The sequence below is a fragment of the Pseudomonas putida W15Oct28 genome (assembly GCF_000708715.2).
Lineage (GTDB): Bacteria > Pseudomonadota > Gammaproteobacteria > Pseudomonadales > Pseudomonadaceae > Aquipseudomonas > Aquipseudomonas putida_R.
In genome coordinates this window covers 1-25,664 of record NZ_JENB01000026.1, presented here as the reverse complement: position 1 = coordinate 25,664, position 25,664 = coordinate 1, and the positions used below count along the sequence as shown (strand labels likewise).

The window sequence follows — 25,664 nt, the reverse complement described above, 5'->3', positions numbered from 1 at the left end:
AATTCCTGTAGATTCGGGCGAAACAAACGCCCATAACCACATTCCAGACAATGTGGGTTCGTTTTAAGTAAAGGAAAGCCGGCAGGACGTTGACTGGTGCCCCTGCCTGCTTTCCTGGCGATCAGGCGAGGTCGCGCAGGGCGATCTCGCTTCTGATACGTTGCAACACCTGCTCGATGGACAACTCGGTAGAGTCCAACTGAATGGCATCGGCCGCTGGCTTCAGCGGGGCCACTGCACGTTGGGTGTCGCGCTCATCACGCGCACGAATCTCATCCAGCAGACTCGACAGACTAACATCTTCACCCTTGCCCTTCAACTGCAGGTAACGGCGACGTGCGCGCTCTTCTGCGCTGGCGGTCAGAAAGACCTTCAACGGCGCGTCAGGGAATACCACGGTACCCATGTCGCGGCCGTCGGCGATCAACCCCGGCACATCGCGAAACTCGCGCTGACGCACCAGCAGCGCGTCACGCACGGCTGGCAGCGAGGCAACCATCGACGCGCCGGCGCCGACGGTTTCGGTGCGGATGACATTGCTGACGTCCTCACCCTCAAGGATGATCTGTTGCAGCTTACCGGGCTGGGCGGCGATGAACTGCACGTCCAGATGAGCGGCCAACTTGGTCAGCAGCTCCTCGTTGGTCAGGTCGACGCCGTGGTTGCTGGCGTTGAACGCCAGCAAACGGTACAGCGCGCCGGAGTCCAGCAGCTTCCAGCCCAGTTCGCGGGCCAGCAGGCCGGCGACCGTGCCCTTGCCCGAACCGCTTGGCCCGTCGATGGTGATGACCGGTGCCAGCGAATTCACGACTTGCCCTCTTCCGCCACGCGGATACCCACTTCGGCGCAGAGCGCCAGGAAGTTGGGGAACGAGGTGGCGACGTTGGCACAGTCGTGGATACGGATCGGCGCGGTGGCGCGCAGCGAGGCGACGCTGAAGGCCATGGCAATACGGTGGTCACCGTGGCCATGCACTTCGCCACCGCCCAGCTGGCCGCCGTCGATGATGATGCCGTCCGGGGTCGGTTCGCATTTGATGCCCAGGGTGATCAGGCCGTCGGCCATCACCTGGATACGGTCGGACTCCTTCACCCGCAGCTCTTCGGCGCCACGCAGCACGGTACGCCCTTCGGCGCAGGCAGCGGCCACGAACAGTACCGGGAATTCGTCGATGGCCAGCGGCACCAGCGCTTCCGGGATGTCGATACCTTTCAGCCTGGCACCGCGCACGCGCAGGTCGGCCACTGGCTCGCCGCCGACTTCACGCTGGTTTTCCAGGGTGATGTCGCCGCCCATCAAGCGCAGGATGTCGATTACACCGGTGCGGGTCGGGTTGATGCCAACGTGCTCCAGCACCAGCTCGGAACCTTCGGCGATGGAGGCAGCCACCAGGAAGAATGCAGCCGAGGAAATGTCGGCCGGCACTTCGATGCGGGTAGCGGTCAGCTTGCCGCCGGACTGCAACGAGGCCACCGGGCCGTTCGACTCGACCGCATAGCCAAAGCCGCGCAGCATGCGCTCGGTGTGATCACGGGTAGGCGCAGGCTCGGTAACGGTGGTCTTGCCTTCGGCGTACAGGCCGGCCAGCAGCAGGCAGGATTTGACCTGGGCGCTGGCCATCGGCAGCGTGTAGGTCAATGCCTTGAGCTTGCTGCCACCACGAATGGTCAGCGGCGGGCGGCCTTCCGGGCCGGTCTCGACCACAGCACCCATTTCGCGCAGCGGGTTGGCCACACGGTTCATCGGGCGCTTGGACAGCGAAGCGTCGCCAGTCATGGTCACGTCGAACGACTGGCCGGCCAGCAGGCCCGACAGCAGGCGCATCGAGGTACCCGAGTTGCCCACGTACAGCGGCCCGGGCGGCGGCTTCAGGCCGTGCAGGCCAACACCATGAATGGTCACGCGACCGTGGTTGGGGCCTTCGATGACCACACCCATGTCCCGGAATGCCTGCAGGGTCGCCAGCGCGTCTTCACCTTCGAGGAAGCCTTCGACTTCGGTGGTGCCTTCGGCCAGCGAGCCGAGCATGATCGAGCGGTGGGAAATCGACTTGTCGCCCGGTACGCGGATTCGCCCGGACAGGCGGCCACCCGGTTGGGCCAGGAAAATCAGATCGTTGGCGTTCATAGCGTCCACATAGGCCCGACGGGCCAGGATTTTACTGAAATGCTCGCGGGCAACACGCGCACGGGTGAATACACCCAGCAACTGGTGCCCGTCCCCTTCTGCGATCGCGTCGCGCAAGGCGTCGAGATCGCTGCGATATGTATCGAGTGTGCGCAGGACAGCGTCGCGGTTGGCGAGGAAGATGTCGTGCCACATGGTCGGGTCGCTGCCGGCGATTCTTGTGAAATCGCGGAAGCCTCCCGCAGCGTACCGGAAGATCTCGAGGTTTTCATTGCGCTTGGCCAGCGAATCGACCAAGCCAAAGGCCAGCAGGTGCGGCAAGTGGCTGGTGGCTGCCAGCACCTCGTCATGGCGCTCGACCGACATGTGCTCCACGTCGGCACCCAGCGCACGCCACAGGCGGTCGACCAGGGCCAGCGCGGCCGGGTCGGTTTCGGCCAGCGGCGTGAGGATCACCTTGTGCCGACGGAACAGGGTGGCGTTGGAGGCCTCTACCCCGCTCTGCTCGGAACCGGCTATGGGGTGGCCGGGGACGAAGCGCGGCAGGCGCTGACCGCTCTCGTTTACAAAAACAGAACGCGCCTCACGGACGACGTTACCCTTGGCACTGCCGACATCGGTAATGATCGCATCGCCCAGATCAAGCCGGGCCAGGAGGGCCAGGACCTTTTCCATGGCCAGGATCGGCACGGCCAGCTGGATGACATCGGCACCGATACAGGCTGCGGCGAGGTCTTCTTCGCAGCGGTCGACCACGCCCAGGGCCACGGCCTGCTTGCGCGAGGGGGCATCCAGGTCGACACCGACCACTTCGCGGCACAGGCCGCTTTCACGCAGGCCTTTGGCGAACGAGCCACCGATCAGGCCGAGACCGACCACGACCAGGCGATTGATGATTGGCGCGGGTTTGGTTTTTGCTGCATTTACCACTGGTGTGAACCCTGTTCAGAAATCGAGACAGTCTGTGAGGGCCACTGGGGCCGCGTCGCGGCCCTTCGCGGGCACGCCCGCTCCCACAGAGATCGGCATCACACGTTCACTGTGGGAGCGGGCGCGCCCGCGAAGGGCTGCAAAGCAGCCCCAAGGGCCTTGAATCAAAGCACCGCCTTTGGATAAGAGCCCAGCACCTTCAGCGCCACAGCCTCTTGGCTGATCTGCTCGAGCACCGCCTTGATCAGCGGGTCGCGGTGGTGGCCAACGAAGTCGATGAAGAACACGTAGGTCCACTTGCCACTGCGCGACGGGCGGGTCTCGATGCGGGTCAGGTCGATGCCGTTCTGGTGGAACGGCACCAGCAGCTCGTGCAAGGCACCTGGCTTGTTGCTCATCGAGACAATGATCGAGGTCTTGTCGTCGCCGGTCGGCGGCACTTCCTGGCTGCCGATCATCAAAAAGCGCGTGGAGTTGTCCGGGCGGTCTTCGATCTTTTCCGCCAGGCGGGTCAATCCATACAGGTTTGCCGCCATGTCGCCGGCAATCGCCGCCGAGTTCCACTCGCCCTTGACCCGCTTGGCCGCCTCGGCATTGCTCGAAACCGCCACGCGCTCCACGTTCGGGTAGTGCGCGTCCAGCCACTTGCGGCACTGGGCCAGCGACTGGGCGTGGGAGTAGATACGCGTGATGCTGTCGGTCTTGGTGCTCTCACCTACCAGCAGGTGATGGTGGATTCGCAGCTCGACTTCGCCGCAAATGACCATGTCATGCTCAAGGAAGCTGTCCAGGGTGTGGCTGACAGCGCCTTCGGTAGAGTTTTCCACCGGCACCACGCCGAAGTTGACGGCACCGGCCGCCACTTCGCGGAACACTTCGTCGATGGCCGCCATCGGCCGGCTGATCACCGCGTGACCGAAGTGCTTCATGGCCGCGGCCTGGGTGAAGGTACCCTCAGGGCCGAGGTAGGCGATTTTCAGCGGATCTTCCAGGGCCAGGCACGACGACATGATTTCGCGGAACAACCGCGCCATCTCTTCGTTGCCCAGCGGGCCCTTGTTGCGCTCCATGACGCGCTTGAGCACAGCAGCTTCGCGCTCCGGGCGGTAGAACACCGGCTTCTCGCCTTCTTTCAGCGAGGCGGTCTTGACCCGGGCCACTTCTTCGGCGCAACGGGCGCGGTCGCTGATCAGCTCAAGGATCTTCTCGTCGAGGCTGTCGATGCGTACGCGCAGCGCCTTGAGTTCCTGTTCGGACATCAGCCGTGCTCCTTCTCGAATTCGGCCATGTAGCCCACCAAGGCTTCTACAGCCTCAAGGCCCAGGGCGTTGTAGATGGAAGCGCGCATGCCGCCCACCGAACGGTGGCCCTTGAGGTTGAGCAGGCCGCGGGCATCGGCGCCGGCGAGGAAGGCCTTGTCCAGGCGCTCGTCAGCCAGGCGGAACGGCACGTTCATCCACGAACGGGCGTTGACGCTGATCGGGTTGGTGTAGAAATCGCTGTTGTCGATAAAGCCGTACAGGCGCTCTTTCTTGGCGCGGTTGCGCTGCTCCATGGCGTCGACGCCACCCTGCTCTTTCAGCCACTCGAAGACCAGGCCCGAGAGGTACCAGGAGTAAGTGGCCGGGGTGTTGTACATCGAGCCGTTGTCAGCCGAAACCTTGTAGTCGAGCATGGTCGGGCAGCTGCTGCGGGCATTGCCCAGCAGGTCTTCACGCACGATTACCACCACCAGGCCGCTTGGGCCGATGTTCTTCTGCGCGCCGGCGTAGATCAGGCCGAACTGCGACACGTCGATGGGGCGCGAGAGGATGTCGGAGGACATGTCGACCACCAGCGGTACATCACCAGCCTGCGGCACCCAGTCAAACTGCAGGCCACCGATGGTCTCGTTGGACGCATAGTGCACGTAGGCAGCGTTCTTGGTCAGGTTCCAGTCGTTCTGGCCCGGGATATTCAGGTAGTCGTAGGGCTTGGCGCTGGCGGCGACATTGATGTTGCCGAAGCGGCGCGCTTCCTCGATGGCCTTTTTCGACCAGATGCCGGTTTCGATGTAGTCGGCAGTGCCGTTTTCCGGCAGCAGGTTCAGCGGAATCTCGGCGAACTGCTGGCTGGCGCCGCCCTGCAGGAACAGCACCTTGTAGTTGGAGGGGACGGACAGCAGGTCACGCAGGTCCTGCTCGGCCTTTTCGGCGATGGCCACGTAGTCGTCGCTGCGATGGCTCATTTCCATCACCGACAAGCCCTTGCCGCGCCAGTCCAGCATCTCGGCCTGGGCGCGCTGCAACACAGCATCAGGAAGCGCGGCAGGGCCTGCGCAGAAGTTAAAGGCTCGTTTGCTCACATCCACTCTCGCTCTGCCAAATAGAACAAAATCGTAATTCGGTGCTACCGGGACCCTGTGGGAGCGGGTTCACCCGCGAACACCGGCGTTGCCGGTGCCATGCACCGCGTCGCATGCTTCGCGGGTGAACCCGCTCCCACAGGGTAAGGCACCGCCCTTGAGGACGTTGCCTGCTGTAATCAGTCAAACGGGGCGACCTTGGTCGCCCCGTTCGGGTTTACGCTTGCTTACTCCTGCGGGGCCTCTTCGGCACCCGCAGCTTCTTCATTGTCTGGCGCTTCAGCCTCGACGCCCTCCTCGTCCGTCTCGATCACATCATCGAGTTCGTCCTCGGATGGCTCCTGGATACGCTCCAGGCCTACCAGTGTTTCATCAGCCGCCAGCTTGATCAGCGTAACACCCTGGGTGTTTCGGCTCAGGCTGGACACCTCGCCAACCCGGGTGCGCACCAGCGTGCCCTGGTCGGAGATCAGCATGATCTCTTCGCCTTCCTGTACCTGAATAGCACCGATCAGCAGGCCGTTGCGCCCTTTGGTACCCATGGCGATCACGCCCTGGCCACCACGGCCGCGACGCGGGAACTTGGACAGCGGGGTGCGCTTGCCAAAGCCACGCTCGGAAGCGGTGAGGATCTGCGAGCCGGACTCCGGGATCAGCATCGAAATGATCTGCTGGCCTTTGCCCAGTTTCATGCCGCGCACACCACGGGCCGTACGACCCATTTCACGCACCACGCTCTCGGCGAAGCGGATGACCTTGCCGGCGTCGGAGAACATCATGACTTCTTTGGCGCCGTCGGTGATGGCCGCCGCAATCAGGGTGTCGCCTTCCTTCAGCTTCAAGGCGATCAGGCCGTTGGAGCGCGGACGGGCGAACTGCACCAGCGGGGTCTTCTTGACGGTACCGGAGGCGGTGGCCATGAAGATGTAAGCGCCAGTCGGCTCTGCCACCCACTCTGCAGTGTCGCCGTCTTCTTCGTCGACTTCCTCGGCCTCTACCAGCTCACCCTCGAGCACGGTGTCGTCAGCGTCTTCCAGCTCTTCGTCGAGGTCGGCGTTCTGCTGCAGCGCTTCGAGGTCGATCTGCAGCATGGCGGTGATGCGCTCACCCTCCTCCAGCGGCAGCAGGTTGACCAGCGGACGACCACGGGCAGCGCGGGACGCTTCGGGGATTTCGTAGGTCTTCTTCCAGTACACCTTGCCCTTGCTGGAGAACAGCAACAGGGTGGCATGGCTGTTGGCGACCAGCAGGTGCTCGATGTAGTCCTCGTCCTTCACGCCGGTCGCCGACTTGCCTTTGCCGCCACGGCGCTGGGCCTGGTAAGCGGACAATGGCTGGGTCTTGGCATAACCACCGTGGGAGATGGTGACCACGCGCTCTTCTTCCGGGATCATGTCGCCGTAGTTGAGGTCGTGGCTGGCATTGAGAATTTCGGTGCGGCGGACATCGCCGTATTCGGCGCGGATGGCTTCCAGCTCTTCGCGAATCACTTCCATCAGGCGCTCGGCGCTGCTGAGGATGCGGATCAGCTCGCCGATCTGCTCAAGGATTTCCTGGTACTCGGCCAGCAGCTTCTCGTGCTCCAGGCCGGTCAGGCGGTGCAGGCGCAGGTCGAGAATGGCCTGGGCCTGTTCCGGCGACAGGAAGTACTTGCCGTCATGCAGACCGAACTGCTCCGGCAGGTCTTCAGGGCGGCAGGAGTCGGCACCGGCGCGCTCGACCATGACCTGCACGGCGCTGGATTCCCACGGCGTTGCAATCAAGGCTTCCTTGGCCTCGGACGGGGTCGGCGAGGCCTTGATCAGGGCGATGACCGGGTCGATGTTGGACAGCGCAACCGCCTGGCCTTCAAGGATGTGGCCACGCTCACGTGCCTTGCGCAGCTCGAACACGGTACGGCGGGTCACCACTTCACGGCGGTGACGGACGAACGCTTCGAGCAGGTCCTTGAGGTTGAGCAGGCGCGGACGACCGTCGATCAGGGCGACCACGTTGATGCCAAACACGCTCTGCAGCTGGGTTTGCTGGTAGAGGTTGTTGAGCACCACCTCCGGCACCTCGCCGCGGCGCAGCTCGATGACGATGCGCATGCCGTCCTTGTCGGACTCGTCGCGCAGCTCGGTGATGCCTTCGATCTTCTTCTCTTTAACCAGCTCGGCGATCTTTTCGATCAGGCGCGCCTTGTTCAGCTGGTAAGGCAGCTCGGTGACCACGATCTGCTGGCGGCCGCCGACCTTGTCGATGTCTTCGATCTCGGAGCGGGCGCGCATGTAGATGCGGCCACGGCCGGTGCGATAGGCCTCGATGATGCCTTGGCGACCGTTGATGATGCCGGCAGTCGGGAAGTCTGGCCCAGGAATGAACTGCATCAGCTCATCGATGGTGACTTCCGGGTTGTCGATCAGCGCCAGGCAGCCGTCGATGACTTCACCGAGGTTGTGTGGCGGAATGTTGGTCGCCATGCCCACGGCGATACCGCTGGAGCCGTTGACCAGCAGGTTGGGAATACGGGTCGGCATGACTGCCGGGATCTGCTCGGTGCCGTCGTAGTTGGGCACCCAGTCGACGGTTTCCTTGTGCAGGTCGGCCAGCAGCTCGTGCGCCAGCTTGGTCATGCGCACTTCGGTGTATCGCATGGCGGCGGCGTTGTCGCCGTCCACCGAACCGAAGTTGCCCTGGCCGTCGACCAGCAGGTAGCGCAGCGAGAACGGCTGGGCCATACGCACGATGGTGTCGTAGACCGCAGTGTCGCCGTGCGGGTGGTACTTACCGATCACGTCACCGACCACACGGGCGGATTTCTTGTACGGCTTGTTCCAGTCGTTGCCCAGTTCGCTCATCGCATAGAGAACGCGACGATGCACGGGCTTCAAGCCGTCACGCGCATCGGGCAGCGCTCGCCCGACAATCACGCTCATCGCGTAGTCGAGGTAAGACTGTCTCAGTTCGTCTTCGATATTGACCGGGAGGATTTCTTTGGCCAGTTCGCCCATGAGAAGCCTGATTCCTTTTTCTGGTGAAACTTCGCAGCTCCATCAAGGGCCGAACGAAGCTCGCCGCCGCAGCGTATAAGCGTGCGACGACTTACGACAAATCAATGAGTTGTGCCATGGATCTGCGCAATGAAGGCCGCCGTGATGGGCGGTCTTGGAAACTGCCGGATGTTATCACAAAGGCGGGGGCGGTGGGGAGATGTGCCAGGTGGTCTCAGAGGGGTTTGAATCTTGATTTTTTATTGCCTGTACCGGCCTCTTCGCGGGCTCGCCCGCTCCCACAGGTTCACCTACTGCCCTCAGGCCATGAATATCCCTGTGGGAGCGGGCAAGCCCGCGAAGAGGCCGGTACAGGCAGCACAAAATCAGTGCAGGCGCTTGCGGCAGATCAGCTGGGCCAGCTTGGCAGCATCCGGGCGCTCGACGATGCCGCGCTCGGTCACGATCACGTCGATCAGGTCGGCCGGGGTTACGTCGAACACCGGGTTGAACACCTCGACATCCGCCACCGCCGGGGCACCGCCAAAGTCCAGCCACTCGTCGGCGTCACGCTCTTCCAGCGGGATATCCTCGCCGGTGGCCAGGTTCAGGTCGATGCTGGTGCTCGGCGCCACTACCATGAAGCGCACACCATGGTGCATGGCGCTGACCGCCAACTGGTAGGTGCCGATCTTGCTGGCCACGTCGCCGTTGGCAGCGATGCAGTCCGCGCCCACCACCACCCAGGTGATGCCCTTGGTCTTCATCAGGTGCGCCAGCGCCGAGTCGGCGCACAGGGTCACCGGAATGCCCTCGTTGGCCAGCTCCCAGGCCGTCAGGCGCGAGCCTTGCAGCCACGGGCGGGTCTCGCCGGCATACACCCGCTCGACCATACCCTCCAGGTAGCCGGCGCGAATCACCCCCAGCGCGGTACCGAAACCGCCACTGGCCAGGGCACCGGCATTGCCGTAGGTAAGCAGGGTCTGGGCATTGCCCTGGTGACGGCGAATCAGCTCGATGCCTTGCTGGGCCATGGTCAGGTTGGCTTCACGGTCGCTTTCGTGGATGGCCACCGCTTCTGCCTCCAGCGCTGCCAGCACGTCTTCATCCGGGCGCAGGCGCAGCAGGCGCTCACGCATGCGGTTCAGCGCCCAGAACAGGTTGGCCGCCGTGGGGCGTGCCTCGGCCAGGGTGAGGAAGTCTTCTTCCAGGTCCATTTCCCAGTCGCCACCCTCTGCCAGCCGCTCTTCCAGGGCCAGCACCAGGCCGTAGGCGGCAGCAATGCCGATGGCCGAGGCGCCGCGCACCGCCATGTCGCGGATTGCCGCCGCCACCTGCGCAACATTGTCGCAGGCCAGCCAGCGTTCTTCCGACGGCAGCAGGCGCTGGTCGAGCAGGTGCAAGATGCCGCCCTGCCAGCGGATCCCGGTCACCTTCTCCGCCGCCAAAAGTCGCTCGCGCATCGCCTCTCCCCGTCGTTCGCATGTCAAAAGCCGGCGATTATAGCGACCCTGGGGGCCGAGCGCTCGGGTATACTCCGGCGCAATTTTGCGAAGTTTCAGAGGACTGTTCAATGAGCAACGTCGACCGCGCCGAAATCGCCAAGTTCGAAGCGCTGGCCCACCGCTGGTGGGACCGCGAAAGCGAGTTCAAGCCGCTGCACGAAATCAACCCGCTGCGCGTCAACTGGATCGACGAGCGGGCCAACCTGGCCGGCAAGAAAGTGCTGGACGTAGGCTGCGGCGGCGGCATCCTCAGCGAAGCCATGGCCCTGCGCGGCGCCACGGTGACCGGTATCGACATGGGCGAAGCTCCACTGGCCGTGGCCCAGTTGCACCAGCTGGAGTCCGGCGTGCAGGTGGAATACCGGCAGATCACCGCCGAAGACCTGGCCGAAGAGATGCCTGAACAGTTCGACGTGGTCACCTGCCTGGAAATGCTCGAACACGTGCCCGATCCGTCCTCGGTCATTCGCGCCTGCTACCGCATGGTCAAGCCAGGCGGCCAGGTGTTCTTCTCCACCATCAACCGCAACCCCAAGGCCTACCTGCTGGCCATCGTCGGCGCCGAGTACATCCTGAAGATGCTGCCGCGCGGCACCCACGACTTCAAGAAGTTCATCCGCCCGTCCGAGCTGGGCGCCTGGAGCCGCGTTGCCGGCCTGGAGGTGAAAGACATCATCGGCCTGACCTACAACCCGCTGACCAAGCACTACAAGCTCAACAGCGACGTCGACGTCAACTACATGATCCAGACCCTGCGCGAGGAATGAGCATGCGTTTGCGAGCAGTACTCTTCGACATGGACGGCACCTTGCTCGACACGGCGCCGGACTTCATCGCCATCTGCCAGGCCATGCTCGCCGAGCGCGGCCTGCCGGCCATTGACGATAACCTGATCCGCGGTGTGATCTCTGGCGGCGCCCGCGCCATGGTTGCCACTACGTTTGCCATGGACCCGGAAGCCGAAGGCTTCGAGGCCCTGCGCCTGGAGTTTCTGGAGCGCTACCAGCGCGACTGCGCGGTGCACAGCAAGCTGTTCGACGGCATGGCCGAGCTGCTGGCCGACATCGAGAAAGGCAACCTGCTGTGGGGCGTGGTCACCAACAAGCCGTTGCGCTTCGCCGAGCCGATCATGCAGCAGCTGGGCCTGGCCGAGCGCTCGGCACTGCTGATCTGCCCGGACCACGTGAAAAACAGCAAACCCGACCCCGAGCCGCTGACCCTGGCCTGCACGACGCTGGGCCTGGACCCTGCCACTGTGCTGTTCGTCGGCGACGACCTGCGCGACATCGAGTCTGGCCGCGACGCCGGCACCCGCACGGCAGCGGTGCGCTACGGCTATATTCATCCAGAGGACAACCCCAACAACTGGGGCGCCGACGTGGTGGTGGACCACCCGCTGGAACTGCGCAAAGTGATCGACAGCGCGTTGTGCGGCTGCTGAGTCGCAACGGCTGACTCCAGACCCTGTGGGAGCGGGCATGCCCGCGAACACCGGCGAAGCCGGTGCCATCCACCGCGGTGCCTGCTTCGCGGGCATGCCCGCTCCCTCAGAGGCTGTGTTGCGCCATACATAGGGAATTTACAATGTTCGACTACACCGCCCGTCCCGACCTGCTGCAAGGCCGGGTCATCCTGGTTACCGGCGCCGGCCGCGGCATTGGTGCCGCGGCTGCCAAGGCCTACGCTGCCCTGGGCGCCACCGTGCTGCTGCTGGGCAAGACCGAGGCCAACCTGAACGAGGTCTACGACCAGATCGAAGCTGCCGGGCACCCGCAGCCGGTGGTCATCCCGTTCAACCTGGAAACCGCCCTGCCCCACCAGTACGACGAGCTGGCCGTGATGATCGAAGACCAGTTCGGCCGCCTGGACGGCCTGCTGAACAATGCCTCGATCATCGGCCCGCGCACGCCGCTGGAGCAGTTGTCGGGCGACAACTTCATGCGCGTGATGCACATCAACGTCGATGCCACCTTCATGCTCACCAGCACCCTGCTGCCACTGCTGAAGCTGTCGGAAGACGCCTCGGTGGTGTTCACCAGCAGCAGCGTCGGGCGCAAGGGTCGGGCCTACTGGGGCGCGTATGGCGTGTCGAAGTTCGCCACCGAGGGCCTGATGCAGACCCTGGCCGACGAACTGGAAGGCGTGGCACCCGTGCGTTCCAACAGCATCAACCCGGGCGCCACGCGCACGGCGATGCGGGCCCAGGCCTACCCCAGCGAAAACCCGCAGAACAACCCGCTGCCAGAAGAGATCATGCCGGTGTACCTGTACCTGATGGGGCCGGACAGCAAAGCAGTGAACGGGCAGGCGCTCAACGCCCAGTAAACCTGCTCCGGCCTCTTCGCGGGCTTGCCCGCTCCCACAGGATCACCGCAACCCTCAAGGACTGCGCCCTACCTGTGGGAGCGGGCAAGCCCGCGAAGAGGCCGGTACAGGCGAAAGGTCAGCCCGCCGCCAACGCCGGGCGCAAACGGCCTTGCTGGCGCCCTTCCAGCTGCATGCACCGTTCCAGAAACAGGTACATGCAGTCATAACTCTTGCAAATAGCCCTGCGCAATTCGGTACGCAGCCCCAGGGTCGGGTTCTCGCCGGCCAGGGTGCAGATGATCTCCAGCGCCTCCCACGGGTGCGCGTCGTCATACTGGGCATGCATCTTCAGCCACTTCATCGCCCGCTTGCGCCCTTCCTCGGGGAAACCCTGGGCATAGGTATCGGTAGAGCACACCACCGCCGACCATTCCCCCGTCGCCCCTTCGATGGCGTAGTTGGTCGCCGCCATCGAAATGGCCAGGTTCTCGGTGGCGCACACGCGCCAGCACCAGTCGTTCAGGCCGTTCAGCTCGGGGGGCACTTCCTGGGCCTGCAGCTCATGCAGGTGCACGCCATGGGCCTGGCACCAGTTCACCCAGTAGTCGGCATGGTTGAGCTCGACGCGGATGTTGCGCATCAGCCAGCGCCGCGCCATGTCTTCGCCCTGATGGCGGCCGTAGCGGGTCTTGGTCAGGTTATGGGCCATGTACAGCGAAAACTGTTCCACCACCGGCCAGCCACCGATCAGGTACTGACGAATGGTCGACTGCTTGAGCTGGCCGTCGCGCAGGCGCGCGTAGAACTCGTGTTCCACCACCCGGCGCTTGCTCTCACGGCAGTCTTCAATCAGTTGCTGGGCCCATTGGGGATAGCTGGCGGGGTCCATCAAAGGCCCGATACGAACGAATGCATCAATCACTTTCAGCTCCTTGATCCTTGTGATTTCTCGCTAGCGAAACGTGCCAGGCGCCCGCTGCAACAGAGGCCGGGCGGCGATCCGTTGGCGCTGCAGACTGTCACAGGTGAACACCTGGGGGCGTTCGATCAGGTAACCCTGGGCGTAATCCACGCCTATTTCCTGCAGGGCCTGCTCGATCAAGGGAGTTTCGACGAACTCGGCGATGGTGCGCTTCCCCATGACATGACCGATGTGATTGATGACCTCGACCATGGCCCGGTTGACCGGGTCGTCGAGCATGTCCTTGACGAAACTGCCGTCGATCTTCAGGTAATCCACGGGCAAATGCTTGAGGTAGGCGAACGACGACATGCCGGCGCAGAAATCATCGAGCGAGAAGCGGCAGCCCAGCCCCTTCAACTCGTTGATGAAGCGAATGGCACTGCCCAGGTTGGCAATGGCGCTGGTTTCGGTAATTTCGAAACAGATCATCCGCGGCGGGATGGCGTACTCGACAAACATCCGCTGCAGGTATTCAAGGAACTTGTCATCGCCGATGCTGGAGCCCGACAGGTTTATCGCGCAGATCGACAGCGGCCCTTCGCGGCCTTCGTCCAGGCATTGGCGCACCACCTGGAACACATTGCGCACAACCCAGCGGTCCAGCGCAGTCATCAGGCCGTAGCGCTCGGCCGCAGGGATGAAGCTGCTGGGCAGGATGGTGCGACCACTTTCGTCGTACAGGCGCAGCAGGATTTCGATGTGGCCTGGGCCTTCGAAGGTTTTCAGCGGGGCAATTTCCTGTGCGTACAGGCAGAAGCGGTTTTCTTCCAGGGCCACGTGCAAGCGCTGGATCCAGGCCATTTCGCCAAAACGCATGGACAGCTCGCTGTCGTCGGCGTGGTACACCTGCACGCGGTTGCGCCCCTTCTCCTTGGCCATGTAGCAGGCCATGTCGGCGGCGCGCAGCGAGGTTTCGAGGGTGCCAGGGGCCTGGGCCATGTGCACCAGGCCGATACTGACCGTGGTGACGAACGGCCGCCCCTTCCACACGAAGTGCAGGCTTTGCACCATCTGGCGCAGTTGCTCGGCAATGCGCTCGGCCTGGTCAGGCGGGCAACTCTCCAGCAACACCCCAAACTCGTCGCCACCCAGCCGGGCCAGCGTGTCACCTTCGCGCAGGCCAGATTGCAGCACGGCGCAGATGTGCCGCAGCAATTCGTCGCCCGCGGCATGGCCGCAGGTGTCGTTCACCAGCTTGAACTGGTCGAGGTCCAGGAACATCAGCGAATGCCGCCCGGCCTGGCGCGCAAGGCCGTTCAGCGCCTGCTCCAGGCGGTATTCGAACTCACGGCGGTTGGCCAGGCCGGTCAGGGCGTCATGGGTGGCCTGCCAGGACAGGTTGGCGATGTACTGGCGCTCCTGGGTCATGTCATGCAGCACCAGCACGATGCCACTGAGCTGGCCGTCACTGACGATCGGCGAGCCCACCAGGTTGATCGACACGGTGCTGCCGTCCAGGCGCTGGATCAGCCGGGCATGATCGGAGCCACCCTTGAGGCTGCCGCTAAGCACCTGTTCGACCAGGCTGCGGCCATCTTCCTCGGCCTGCTCGTCCACCAGGCTGAACAGCGCCGACAGTGGCAGGCCCTGGGCCTGGCCAGACTGCCAGTGGGTCAGTTGCTCGGCGGCCGGGTTCATGTAGCCGATGCAGCCATCCACGTCGGCTGTAATGACCGCATCGCCAATGGCCTGCAAGGTGGTCTGTGCGCGCTCTTTCTCTGCCTGCAGGGCGGTGGCAAACGCCTGACGCTGGGCCAGAAGCTTGCTGGAGCGCCGCCAGGCGATGGTAATGAGAAACATCGCTGTCAGCAGGTTGGTGATCAGCAGCACCCGCAACAACATGCGCGAGCCTTCGCCCAAGGCATCGCTGAACGCTTTGGCAGCGGGCGTGACCCCTTCGTTGATGGTGACGATGCGGGCCTTCCAGGCATTGACGGCCTGGGCGCCGACCGGGCCACTGGCAAAGCTCTGGCGCATCTCGCCGGCCAGCACATCCAGCTTGGCCAGGTAGTCGTCGCCAATATCCCAGTAATCGATGGCTGTCTGCATGTAGCTGATGTTGCGGAAGTTACGGTAGAACCAGATGATCCGCTCGACATCGTCGGGATGGTTGCCGCCTTGCAGGACGGCTTGGCGAGCAGCTTCCAGGTCGGGGATGGGTTGGTCGAGCACCTCGCGCAGCTGGTGGTCGCCCTGGGGCACGGTGATGGCCTGGCGATAGCGCTGGTAAGTGCTGTCGTCGCGGGTGTCGGCGTACAGGTTGAGGTAGTAGATGGCGTCTTTCTGCGCCTTCGACCACAGGCTTTCGCCCGCGACATAGGCGCGCACAGCCGAGAGCGTATAAAGGCTGAGGCTGCCCAGTGCCACCTGGAAGACCACAACGGCGATGAAGGGCCAGGTAATGCCGAGCAACTTCGGCGCTTCGAGTGTGCGATGTCCCTTCATGGAGTCCCTGTCACAGAGCAGATAAGGCGCAAATCAACCCAGACAAGCACAGCGTAGGCCATCTGCCATCAACGTGACGGGGTTTTTTATGACAGGAACAACTCCATTTCCGATTCCGGCGCGGCGCTTTTTGTAGGAGCGGCCTTGTGTCGCGAAAGGGCCGCAAAGCGGCCCCCGGGAAATCAGCGTCGATGCAGAAATCCTGGGGCCGCTCTGCGGCCCATCGCGACACAAGGCCGCTCCTACACCGAGCGTGATTGCCTTTCAGGATCAGCTTTGCTGCAGGTGCCCATAAAGCTTGGCGTACAACCCACCCTCGGCAATCAGCTGCTGGTGGTCGCCATCTTCGGCCACATGCCCGCCATCGAACACCAGCACCCGGTCGGCCTGCTTCACCGCCGACAGCCGGTGGGCGATGATCAGTGTGGTGCGGCCGCTGAGGAAGCGCGCCAGGGCCAGGTGCAGGTTGTACTCGGTGGCGGCGTCCAACGCCGAGGTGGCTTCGTCGAGGATGACCACCTTGGGCTCGGCCAGCACCATGCGGGCGATGGCCAGGCGCTGGCGCTGCCCGCCAGACAAGCGCACGCCGGAGCGCCCCACCACACTGTCCAGGCCCTGCGGCAAGGCGGCGATGGTGGCGTCCAGCTGGGCGATGCGCAGCGCCTGCCAGCAGGCGTCGTCGCTGCTGTCGCGGCCCATGGTCAGGTTGGCGCGTACGGTGTCGTTGAACAGCGAGGGGTGCTGCAACACCACCGCGACGTTTTCGCGCAGGGTTTCCAGGCCGATTTCCTGCAGGCTGGCACCGCCAAAGCGGATGGTCCCGGCCTGGGCGCTGTAAAGGCCCAACAGCAGTTGCACCAGGGTGCTCTTGCCGCCGCCACTGGCGCCGACAATCGCCACCTTTTCGCCAGGGGCGATAGACAGGTCGAGGTTTTCCAGCACCGGCTCGTCAGCATAGGCAAAGCGCAAGTCGCGCACCTCGATGCCCACCGTCTCGCGGCCGGCGAACGGGTCGCTGGCGGCCGGGTACTGCGGTTCGTCATCGCGTGCCAGCAGTTCGTTGAGGCGGCTCAGCGCACCGCCGGCGGCGTAGTAGGCATATTGCAGGTTGAGCAGCTGCTCCACCGGGCCGATCATGAACCACAGGTAGCTGAACACCGCCAGCATCTGGCCGATCGACAAGTCGGAGAACAGCACGGTCAACATGGCGGCGGCGCGGAAGATGTCGATGCCGAACTGGAACAACAGGCCACTGGCACGGCCACTGGCATCGCTCTTCCATTGCGAATCCACGGCGTAGTCACGCACTTCGCGGGCGCGCAGGCCCAAACGGCCAAGGAAATAGCCCTGGCGGTTGCTGGCACGGATTTCCTGGATGGCATCGAGGGTTTCCGTCAGCGCCTGGGTAAAACGCGCGGTGCTGTCGTTTTCAAGCTTTTTCAGGTGTTTGACGCGCTTGCCCAGCTGCACGGTGAAATAGATCACCAGCGGGTTGAACAGCAAGATCAGCAAGGCCAGCTGCCAGTGCATCCAGATCAGGATCGCCGCTGTGCCGGTCAGGGTCAGCATGGCCACCAGGAAGCGGCTGAGGGTTTCGCCAACGAACTTGTCCAGGGTGTCCAGGTCGGTGACCAGGTGGGTGGTTACCGTGCCACTGCCCAGGCTTTCGTATTCCTTAAGCGAAATGCGCTTGAGCCGCTCGATCAGGCGGATGCGCAGGCGGTAGACGATATCCTTGGCCAAACCGGCGAACAGCTTGGCCTGGATCACGTTGAATGCCAGGGCAGCCATGCGCAGGCACAGGGTAAACGCCAGCATCAGCCCGATATAACCGGCTGCCACCTGCCAGTTGGATGGGAGCAGGTGGTTCATCCACTTCAGCGCAGCATCACCATGGCCCAGCAGGACTTCGTCCACCAGCAGCGGCAACAGCAACGGAATGGGCACGCTGCAGCAAGCCGCCAGTACGGCGATGAGGTTGGCAGACCAGAGGTTTTTCTTGTGATGCAGGGCCAGGCGGCGGATTTCCGCCCAGCTCAGTCGATCGCCCGCAGTGTGAGGCTTGCCCGGCACCGGGTCGGGTGACCCAGGCACATCAAGCACAGGCGGCCTGCTGCAGCCAGCGGCCGAGCAAGGGTTGCAGGCGCTCCAGCGGCTGGTAGCCGTTGGTCAGCAGGGCCAGTTGGCCATTGCGCTCGGCCAGCAGGGTCGGAAAACCGGCGATACCCAGGTCCTGGGCCCAGCTGAAATCGGCTGCGGTGGCGGCGCGGGTCTCGGCGCGGGCGAAGGTTTCGGCAAACACGGCGCGGTCGAAGCCGCACTGCGAGGCCAGCTCGACCAGCTGCGGCGCCGTGGTCACGTCCACGCCCTGCTCGTAGAACGAACGCTGGATCAGCGCCAGCAGCGGCCAGACGCGTTCGGCGTCCAGCTCGCGGGCCGTGACCAGGGCGCGGCAGGCCGGCTCGGTGTCGTAGACGAAGCCGTCAGGCATGGCCCCCTCGAAACGAAATGGCTGGCCGGTGGCGTCGGCCACCGCCTGCCAGTGTTCGAGGATGTACTTGCGGGTGGAGCTGTCCAGGGCGCTGCCGCCGGTGCGCAGCCCGCCCGGCACCACGCGGGTGGCAACGCCCGCCTCACGCGCCTGGGCGATCAGGGCCGCGGCTACCGGCGCGAAACCCCAGCACCAGGAGCACATCGGGTCCATCACATAAATCAGGCGTGCAGACATGCATCAGGCCTCGGCTTTGTAGTTGTAACCGATCGGGTGCGGCAGGTTGCGGGCCTTGGCCAGCTCGATCTGCTTCTGCCGGTCGATGGCACTGCGCCGGGTCTTCTCGCTCAGGGTGTCCCAGCAATGCGGGCAGCTGACACCTGGCGAATAGTGCTCGGACGCGCGCTCCTCTGCATTGATCGGGTGGCGGCAGGCGTGGCACTGGTCGTACTCGCCTTCGCTCAGGTCATGGCGCACCGTGACGCGGTTATCGAAGACGAAGCAGTCGCCGTCCCACAGGCTTTCTTCCTGAGGCACTTCCTCGAAGTACTTCAGCACGCCACCCTTAAGATGATAGACCGCCTCGAAGCCTTCACCGAGCATGTAGCTGGAGGCTTTTTCGCAACGAATGCCGCCGGTGCAGAACATGGCCACTTTCTTGTGCTTGCTGGGGTCGAAGTTGGCCTTGATGTACTCCGGGAACTCGCGGAAGGTTTCGGTCTTCGGGTCCATCGCGCCCTTGAAGGTGCCGATGGCCACTTCGTAGTCGTTGCGGGTGTCGATCAGCAGCACTTCCGGGTCGCTGATCAGCGCGTTCCAGTCCTTGGGCTCGACATAGGTGCCGACCGCCTGGTTCGGGTCCACGCCCGGCACGCCGAGGGTGACGATCTCTTTCTTGAGCTTGACCTTGGTGCGGTAGAACGGCTGCTCGTCGCAATACGACTCTTTATGGTCGACATCGACCAGCCGCGGGTCGTTGCGCAGCCAGGCCAGCAGGCCGTCGATGCCTTCGCGGGTGGCCGACACGGTGCCATTGATGCCTTCGTGGGCCAGCAGCAGGGTGCCTTTGACGTCGTTGTCGAGCATGGCCTTGAGCAGCGGCTCGCGCAGCTCTACGTAATCTTGCAGGGTGACGAACTTGTACAGCGCCGCGACGACGATAGGTTGGGACATGAAGCAGGTTCTCCAGGTGGTTGCCCTCGTAAGGGGCGGACCGGGTTTGACAGGTGTAGAAAAAGCATGGGGGCGCTTTGCGCCCCTTTCGCGACACAAGGCCGCTCCTACAGGGACCGCGTAACCCGATGGCTAGTGCGGTGCCTGTAGGAGCGGCCTTGTGTCGCGAAAGGGCCGCAAAGCGGCCCCCGGATTCTGCAGGATTCTACCAGAACAACAGAAAGGTTTCAGTGCCCGCCGCCGGCGCACACCGGCGAGGCCGGAGCAACGCCGACCTTGGCCCACTCGTCTGCGGTGTAGGTATGAATGGCCAGGGCGTGGATCTGGCCCATCAGCTCCCCCATGGTGGCGTACACCTTCTGGTGGCGCTTGACGCTGTTCAACCCGGCAAACTGCTCGCTGACGATCACTGCCTTGTAGTGGGTCTCCTGACCACGACTGTGCATGTGGCTTTCGTCGAGCACTTGCAGGTGCTGCGGCGCCAGGGCGCCCAGCTGTTGTTCAATGCGCTGTTGCATGGTCATCGCGGCGTGCTCACTTCTTGGCAGGGACGGCGGCCTTGCCAGCGTTAGGGTCCAGTTCCTTGGTCATGTCTTCCAGCAGCTTGTTCACCACCGGCACCGCTGGCTCCAGGCTCTGCTGGGTCAGCTGGGCCGACTGCTGGGTAACCTTGGGCATTTCACGCAGGACTTTCTTGCCCAGCGGCGATTCGTAGAACTTGACCAGGTCTTTCAGCTCTTGCTCGGTGAAGGTCTGGGTGTACAGGTCGACCATCTTCGGCTTCAGCTTGTTCCAGCCAATGGCGCTGTCCAGCGCGGCGTTGGCCTTGGCCTGGTAGCTTGCCAGCACCGGCTGCTTGGCGGCCGGAGCCTTGGTTTGCGCGAAACGCTGGGCGAACATCTGTTGGACCTGCATGTACACCGGGGTGCCCAGCTTGTCGGCGTTGGCCAGGGTCAGGAATCTCTCGGCAGCAGCGTTGTGGCTGGGGGTGGCAGCGAGCACCTGGCCGCTGGCGCAAGCCAGGGCAACGGCGGCACAAAGGACACGGAGACGGGTCATTGCATTTCCTTCAAGAAGAGGGAGGCGGGTACCTCAGGGTAGAGCATTCTGCGCCGTGGTGGCGATGTGCTCAAGTGGCACGACGAGCGACGGAACCGCTCGGTCGAATCAGGGCCTAAACTGCGATTTCGAACTACACAGGAGTGAGTACAGAATGAGCCGTATCGAGACAGACAGCCTGGGCCCGGTCGAAGTTCCTGATGGCGCCTACTGGGGTGCGCAAACCCAGCGTTCGCTGATCAACTTCGCCATTGGCAAGGAACGCATGCCCCTCGCGGTGCTGCACGCCCTGGCGCTGATCAAGAAAGCCGCGGCACGCGTCAACGACCGCAACGGCGACCTGCCGGCCGACATCGCCCGGCTGATCGAACAAGCCGCCGACGAAGTGCTGGATGGCCAGCACGACGACCAGTTTCCGTTGGTCGTGTGGCAGACCGGCAGCGGCACGCAAAGCAACATGAACGTCAACGAAGTGATCGCCGGGCGCGCCAACGAACTGGCCGGCAAAGGCCGTGGCGGCAAAACGCCAGTACACCCCAACGACCACGTCAACCGCTCGCAAAGCTCCAACGACTGCTTCCCCACGGCCATGCACATTGCTGCGGCGCAGGCGGTGCACGAGCATCTGCTGCCGGCAATCGCCGAGCTGTCGTCGGGGCTGGCCGAGCTGTCGGCGCGCCACCACAAGCTGGTGAAAACCGGCCGCACGCACATGATGGATGCCACGCCGATTACCTTCGGCCAGGAGGTGTCCGCCTTCGTCGCCCAGCTCGACTATGCCCAGCGCGCCATCCGCGCCACCCTGCCGGCGGTGTGCGAGCTGGCCCAGGGCGGCACCGCCGTAGGTACCGGGCTAAACGCACCGCATGGTTTTGCCGAAGCCATCGCCGCCGAACTGGCGGCGCTGTCCGGCCTGCCGTTCGTCACGGCGCCGAACAAGTTTGCTGCCCTCGCCGGCCACGAACCGCTGACCAGCCTGGCGGGCGCCCTGAAAACCCTGGCCGTGGCGCTGATGAAAATTGCCAACGACCTGCGCCTGCTGGGCTCCGGCCCACGCGCAGGCTTGGCCGAAGTGCGCCTGCCGGCTAACGAGCCGGGCAGCTCGATCATGCCCGGCAAGGTCAACCCTACCCAGTGCGAGGCGCTGTCGATGCTGGCCTGCCAGGTACTGGGCAACGATGCCGCCATCGGTTTTGCCGCCAGCCAGGGGCATTTGCAGCTGAACGTGTTCAAGCCGGTGATCATCCACAACCTGTTGCAGTCGATCGAACTGCTGGCCGATGGCTGCCGCAACTTCCAGCTGCACTGCGTGGCGGGCATCGAACCCGATGCCGAGCAAATGGCCGCGCACCTGGAGCGCGGCTTGATGCTGGTGACGGCGTTGAACCCGCATATTGGCTATGACAAGGCGGCGGAAATTGCCAAGAAGGCTTATAGCGAGGGCAAGACCTTGCGTGAGGCAGCGCTGGAGTTGAAGTACCTGACCAATGAGCAGTTCGACCAGTGGGTGCGGCCGGAGAACATGCTGGCCCCGGGTGGCAAGGGCTGACAGCTCATTTATCGCACCCCTGTAGGAGCGGCCTTGTGTCGCGATGGGCTGCGCAGCAGCCCCAGAAATCTCGGCAGTGACATGGATTTTGGGGCTGCTGCGCAGCCCATCGCGACACAAGGCCGCTCCTACAGAGAACGCGCAACTTTCTTGAACTTGCGGGCACGCCAACTGGCCACCAGCGATGGCCCCAACGCCACCAGCGCCGAGCCGAACACCACGGTCACCGCCCCTACATAACCCAGGGCATTGATGTCCTCGGCCTGCACATACTCCGGCCACACCAGCGCCGCCAGCGCCACCGCGACAAAGGTCACCAGCGGTGTCAGCGCCAGGGTGGCACTCACCCGCGATGCCTCCCAGTGCGCCAGCGCCTCGGCAAACGCGCCATAAGCCACCAGGGTGTTCAGGCAGCAGGCCAGCAGCAGCCAGCCCTGCACCGGGGTCAGTTGCAACGCCTCCAGCGGGTGTACCCAAGGCGTGAGCAGCGCAGCACAACTGAGGTAGATCACCATCATCACCTGCTGTGAATGCCACACGGTCAGCAGTTGCTTCTGGCTGAGGGCGTAGAACACCCAGATGCTGGTGGCCAGCAGAATGGTCAGCACGCCGGTGGTGTAGGTGCCCAGTGAAGTCAGCAGCTCTTCGAGGCGCTGGTTGAAGAACAGGCCAAAACCCGCCAGCAGAATCAGCAGGCCCACGCCCTGCCCCAGGCTGAAGCGCTCGCGGAACACGAACACGCTGGCCACCAGCAACAGCACCGGGCCGACCTGCACCACCAGTTGCGCCGTACCGGGGCTTAGCAGGTTGAGGCCGATCAGGTACAGCACGTAGTTGCCCATCAGGCCGAGCACCGCCACCACAACCAGCCCCTTGCCCTTGGGCGCCAGCCGGGTGAACGACGGCAAGCGCCGCCTGGCTGCCAGCCAGGCGAACAGCAGGCCGCCGGAAACCAGCAGGCGGTACCAAGTGACGGTGATCGGGTCGACCACTTGCAGCACCTGCTTGAGCTTGATCGGCAAGATGCCCCACAGCAATGCAGTCAGAAGTGCCAGGAACAGGCCATAGCTCCAGCGGCCGGAAGTGGTGTGCATAAAGTCCTCGATCAGGCCCGTGGTGGGGGGTGACTGAATTCTACGGGCTTGGAGGGCAGTGACGGGGAAGAGTGCCGAGAAAAGAATTCATCAGGTCATTCTTGTGGGGCATGGCTTGGCAGGTGTGCAGCCTGTTCTGGCCTCTTCGCGGGCACGCCCGCTCCCACAGGGGCCCCACAGGTTTCAGAATGGGTGCAAATCCTGTGGGAGCGGGCGTGCCCGCGAAGAGGCCAGAACAGCCAATCAAGAGCCTGGGTTATTTCTTGTCCTTGGCAAACGCCGCTTCAAGCGCCTGGTTGATGGTGCGCAGCACCTTCACCCGCGCCCAGCGCTTGTCGTTGGCCTCCACCAAGGTCCATGGTGCAATTTCGCTGCTGGTGCGGTCGACCATGTCGCCCACCGCCTGGGCATAGTCGTCCCACTTGTCGCGGTTGCGCCAGTCGTCCTCGGTGATCTTGTAGCGCTTGAACGGGATCTGCTCACGCTCCTGAAAACGCTCCAGCTGGGTCTGCTGGTCGATCGCCAGCCAGAACTTCACCACCACCACGCCGGCGTTCACCAACTGCTCTTCAAAGTCGTTGATCTCGCTGTAGGCACGCATCCAGTCGGCCGGGCTGCAAAAACCTTCCACCCTTTCCACCAGCACCCGGCCATACCAGGAGCGGTCGAAGATGGTGAACTTGCTGCGTGCCGGGATGTGTCGCCAGAACCGCCACAGGTAGGGCTGCGCGCGCTCTTCTTCTGTGGGCGCGGCAATCGGCACGATGCGGTACTGGCGCGGGTCCAGCGCCGCGGCCACGCGGCGGATGGCACTGCCCTTGCCGGCAGCATCGTTGCCTTCGAACACGGCCACCAAGGCGTGCCGGCGCATGCGCTTGTCGCGCAGCAGGCCGGCCAGGCGGGCCTGTTCGGTGACCAACTGCTCCTGGTAATCGGCCTTGTCCAGGCGCAAGGTCATGTCCAGGGCGCCGAGCAAGCTGCGCTGGTCGATGCTGCGGCCCAACGGGGCCACGTTGCCCTTGTGCTTGCCCTTGGGGTTGTTGGCGAGCGCGGCTTGCAGGCTTTCCAGCAGAATGCGCCCCACCGCCAGGCTGCGGTAATTCGGGTCTACCCCTTCGACGATATGCCACGGCGCGTAGTCGCGGCTGGTGCGGCGCAGCACACGCTCGCCAAAGCGCACGAAGCGGTCGTAGGTTTGCGACTGCTGCCAGTCCAGCGGGCTGATTTTCCAGCTGTGCAGCGGGTCGTCCTTGAGCGATTTCAGCCGTGCCTTCATCTGTTTCTTGGACAGGTGGAACCAGAACTTGATGATCAGCGCACCTTCATCGCACAGCATCTGCTCCAGGCGCTCGGCGCCCATGATCGCCTGATCGAGCACGGCATCCTTGAACACCCCGTGCACCCGCCCCTGAAGCATCTGGCTGTACCAGTTGCCGAAGAACACGCCCATCCGCCCCTTGGGTGGCAAAGCCCGCCAGTAGCGCCAGGCGGGTGGGCGGGCCAGCTCCTCGTCGGTCTGCTGATCGAAGGTGAGCACATCGATCATGCGCGGGTCCATCCACTCGTTGAGCAGTTTTACCGTCTCGCCCTTGCCGGCGCCTTCGACACCGTTGATCAGCACGATCACCGGGAAGCGCGCCTGCTGCTTGAGTTCGTACTGGGCTTCGAGCAGGGCCTCGCGTAAAGCGGGTACCTCGGCGTCGTAAGCCTCCTTGTCGATGCTGTGGCCGATTTCGGCGGATTCGAACATGCACTGGCTCCTTCAATGGATAAGCAAGACTAGCGGATTTATGCCGTGCCTGTACCGGCCCTATCGCCGGCAAGCCAGCTCCCACAAAGGCCCCTCAAGCTTCTGGCCTGTGGTGATCCTGTGGGAGCTGGCTTGCCGGCGATAGGGCCGGTACAACCAGCGCAAATTCATCAGATGGCATAAAATCCCGCCATCCGCTGCAACCGAGCCAACCATGTCCACCCTCCTCCAGCACGCCCAGATCGACTGGGACGACCAGGGCCGCCCCCATTCGCGGCAATACGACGATGTCTATTTCGCAGTCAACGAAGGCATCGAAGAAACCAAACACGTATTCCTCGGCCAGACCCGCCTGGCCGAGCGCTTTGCCAGCCTGGCGCCGCACAGCTGCATGGTGATCGGCGAAACCGGTTTTGGCACCGGAATGAATTTTTTCTGCGCCTGGCAACTGTTTGAAGAGCACGCGCACAGCGACGCGCGCCTGCACTTCGTCAGTGTCGAGAAATACCCCCTCGGCCACGACGACATGGCCCGCGCCGTGCGCCTGTGGCCTGAACTTGCCGCCTACACCGAGCCCCTGCTGGAACAATATGTGGCGGTGCACCCGGGCTTTCAGCAATTCACCTTCGCCGATGGCCGGGTCACCCTGACCCTGTTGATCGGCGACGTGCTCGAGCAGCTGCCACAACTCGATGCGCAGATCGATGTGTGGTTCCTCGATGGCTTCGCCCCCGCCAAGAACCCCGACATGTGGACCCCAGAGCTGTTCGCGCAGCTGGCGCGGCTATCGCACCCGGGCACTGTGCTGGGCACCTTCACCACCACCGGCTGGGTACGCCGCAGCCTGGTCGAAGCCGGTTTCGCCATGAAGAAGGTGCCAGGCATCGGCAAGAAGTGGGAGGTGATGAGCGGCGCCTACGTCGGCCCCCTGCCCGGCCCCGGCGCCCCTTGGTA

At 63.7% G+C, this 25,664-nt stretch carries 20 protein-coding genes; 5 read left to right on the top strand and 15 right to left on the bottom strand.

From position 1 onward, the window contains the following. Positions 1-121: 121 nt before the first annotated feature. From cmk to mtnA, 6 genes are all read right to left on the bottom strand, one after another. Positions 122-808 carry a (d)CMP kinase gene (cmk, locus tag AK81_RS18280; RefSeq protein ID WP_043201059.1) on the bottom strand — a complete coding sequence of 229 codons (687 nt, stop codon included), beginning with the start codon at positions 806-808 and terminating at the stop codon, positions 122-124. Further along, complete coding sequence (locus tag AK81_RS18275; protein WP_043201137.1) at positions 805-3,024, bottom strand: bifunctional prephenate dehydrogenase/3-phosphoshikimate 1-carboxyvinyltransferase; 2,220 nt, start codon at positions 3,022-3,024, stop codon at positions 805-807. The genes cmk and AK81_RS18275 overlap by 4 nt, the downstream gene beginning before the upstream one ends. Before the next feature lie 197 nt (positions 3,025-3,221). Beyond that, on the bottom strand, positions 3,222-4,316 hold the full coding sequence (gene pheA, locus AK81_RS18270; RefSeq protein ID WP_043201057.1) for a prephenate dehydratase: 1,095 nt from the start codon (positions 4,314-4,316) through the stop codon (positions 3,222-3,224). Further along, complete coding sequence (serC, locus tag AK81_RS18265) at positions 4,316-5,401, bottom strand: 3-phosphoserine/phosphohydroxythreonine transaminase (protein WP_043201054.1); 1,086 nt, start codon at positions 5,399-5,401, stop codon at positions 4,316-4,318. Before serC ends, pheA begins: the two co-directional genes overlap by 1 nt. A 227-nt stretch (positions 5,402-5,628) precedes the next feature. Further along, a complete protein-coding gene (gyrA, locus tag AK81_RS18260; RefSeq protein WP_043201052.1) occupies positions 5,629-8,394 on the bottom strand; it encodes a DNA gyrase subunit A in 2,766 nt (921 codons plus the stop codon). Positions 8,395-8,759: 365 nt separating this feature from the next. After that, positions 8,760-9,836 (bottom strand): S-methyl-5-thioribose-1-phosphate isomerase, encoded by a 1,077-nt coding sequence (gene mtnA, locus AK81_RS18255; protein WP_043201049.1) that lies wholly within the window; start codon positions 9,834-9,836, stop codon positions 8,760-8,762. A 110-nt stretch (positions 9,837-9,946) separates the two neighbouring features. Here mtnA and ubiG point away from each other — a divergent pair, with 110 nt between their 5' ends. The 3 genes from ubiG (at position 9,947) to AK81_RS18240 (ending at position 12,203) form a co-directional block, all read left to right on the top strand. Next, a complete protein-coding gene (gene ubiG / locus AK81_RS18250) occupies positions 9,947-10,645 on the top strand; it encodes a bifunctional 2-polyprenyl-6-hydroxyphenol methylase/3-demethylubiquinol 3-O-methyltransferase UbiG (protein ID WP_043201046.1) in 699 nt (232 codons plus the stop codon). A 2-nt stretch (positions 10,646-10,647) separates the two neighbouring features. After that, positions 10,648-11,319 carry an N-acetylmuramic acid 6-phosphate phosphatase MupP gene (gene mupP, locus AK81_RS18245; RefSeq protein ID WP_043201044.1) on the top strand — a complete coding sequence of 224 codons (672 nt, stop codon included), beginning with the start codon at positions 10,648-10,650 and terminating at the stop codon, positions 11,317-11,319. 143 nt (positions 11,320-11,462) lie between these two features. Beyond that, positions 11,463-12,203 carry a YciK family oxidoreductase gene (locus tag AK81_RS18240; RefSeq protein ID WP_012271032.1) on the top strand — a complete coding sequence of 247 codons (741 nt, stop codon included), beginning with the start codon at positions 11,463-11,465 and terminating at the stop codon, positions 12,201-12,203. A 118-nt stretch (positions 12,204-12,321) separates the two neighbouring features. Here the strand turns inward: AK81_RS18240 and AK81_RS18235 are convergent, their stop codons facing one another. From AK81_RS18235 to AK81_RS18205, 7 genes are all read right to left on the bottom strand, one after another. Next, on the bottom strand, positions 12,322-13,107 hold the full coding sequence (locus AK81_RS18235) for a TenA family transcriptional regulator (protein ID WP_043201041.1): 786 nt from the start codon (positions 13,105-13,107) through the stop codon (positions 12,322-12,324). Between the two features lie 30 nt (positions 13,108-13,137). Further along, positions 13,138-15,594, bottom strand: coding sequence for an EAL domain-containing protein (locus tag AK81_RS18230; protein ID WP_043201038.1), 2,457 nt, complete (start codon positions 15,592-15,594; stop codon positions 13,138-13,140). Between the two features lie 270 nt (positions 15,595-15,864). Further along, positions 15,865-17,697: an ABC transporter ATP-binding protein gene (locus AK81_RS18225; protein WP_043201037.1), complete on the bottom strand. Its 1,833-nt coding sequence runs from the start codon at positions 17,695-17,697 to the stop codon at positions 15,865-15,867. After that, entirely contained in the window at positions 17,690-18,322 is a 633-nt protein-coding gene (locus tag AK81_RS18220; protein WP_043201035.1) for a DsbA family protein, read from the bottom strand. Before AK81_RS18220 ends, AK81_RS18225 begins: the two co-directional genes overlap by 8 nt. A gap of 3 nt (positions 18,323-18,325) precedes the next feature. Further along, complete coding sequence (locus AK81_RS18215) at positions 18,326-19,258, bottom strand: rhodanese-related sulfurtransferase (protein WP_043201032.1); 933 nt, start codon at positions 19,256-19,258, stop codon at positions 18,326-18,328. A gap of 227 nt (positions 19,259-19,485) precedes the next feature. After that, the gene (locus AK81_RS18210; protein WP_043201029.1) at positions 19,486-19,782 is read right to left on the bottom strand and encodes a BolA family protein; all 297 of its coding nucleotides are present in this window, start codon (positions 19,780-19,782) and stop codon (positions 19,486-19,488) included. A 10-nt stretch (positions 19,783-19,792) separates the two neighbouring features. Continuing rightward, a complete protein-coding gene (locus tag AK81_RS18205; protein ID WP_043201028.1) occupies positions 19,793-20,317 on the bottom strand; it encodes a DUF2059 domain-containing protein in 525 nt (174 codons plus the stop codon). 154 nt (positions 20,318-20,471) lie between these two features. On the opposite strand from AK81_RS18205, the gene AK81_RS18200 reads away from it, so the two are divergent. Further along, positions 20,472-21,866, top strand: a complete 1,395-nt coding sequence (locus AK81_RS18200; protein ID WP_043201027.1) for a class II fumarate hydratase — start codon at positions 20,472-20,474, stop codon at positions 21,864-21,866. Between the two features lie 128 nt (positions 21,867-21,994). Here AK81_RS18200 and AK81_RS18195 read toward each other — a convergent pair whose 3' ends face one another. Continuing rightward, a complete protein-coding gene (locus AK81_RS18195; protein WP_043201026.1) occupies positions 21,995-22,960 on the bottom strand; it encodes a DMT family transporter in 966 nt (321 codons plus the stop codon). 256 nt (positions 22,961-23,216) lie between these two features. After that, on the bottom strand, positions 23,217-24,710 hold the full coding sequence (gene pap, locus AK81_RS18190) for a polyphosphate:AMP phosphotransferase (protein WP_043201025.1): 1,494 nt from the start codon (positions 24,708-24,710) through the stop codon (positions 23,217-23,219). A gap of 214 nt (positions 24,711-24,924) precedes the next feature. Here pap and mnmD point away from each other — a divergent pair. Continuing rightward, a partial coding sequence (gene mnmD, locus AK81_RS18185; protein WP_043201023.1) for a tRNA (5-methylaminomethyl-2-thiouridine)(34)-methyltransferase MnmD occupies positions 24,925-25,664 on the top strand: 740 nt, incomplete at its 3' end.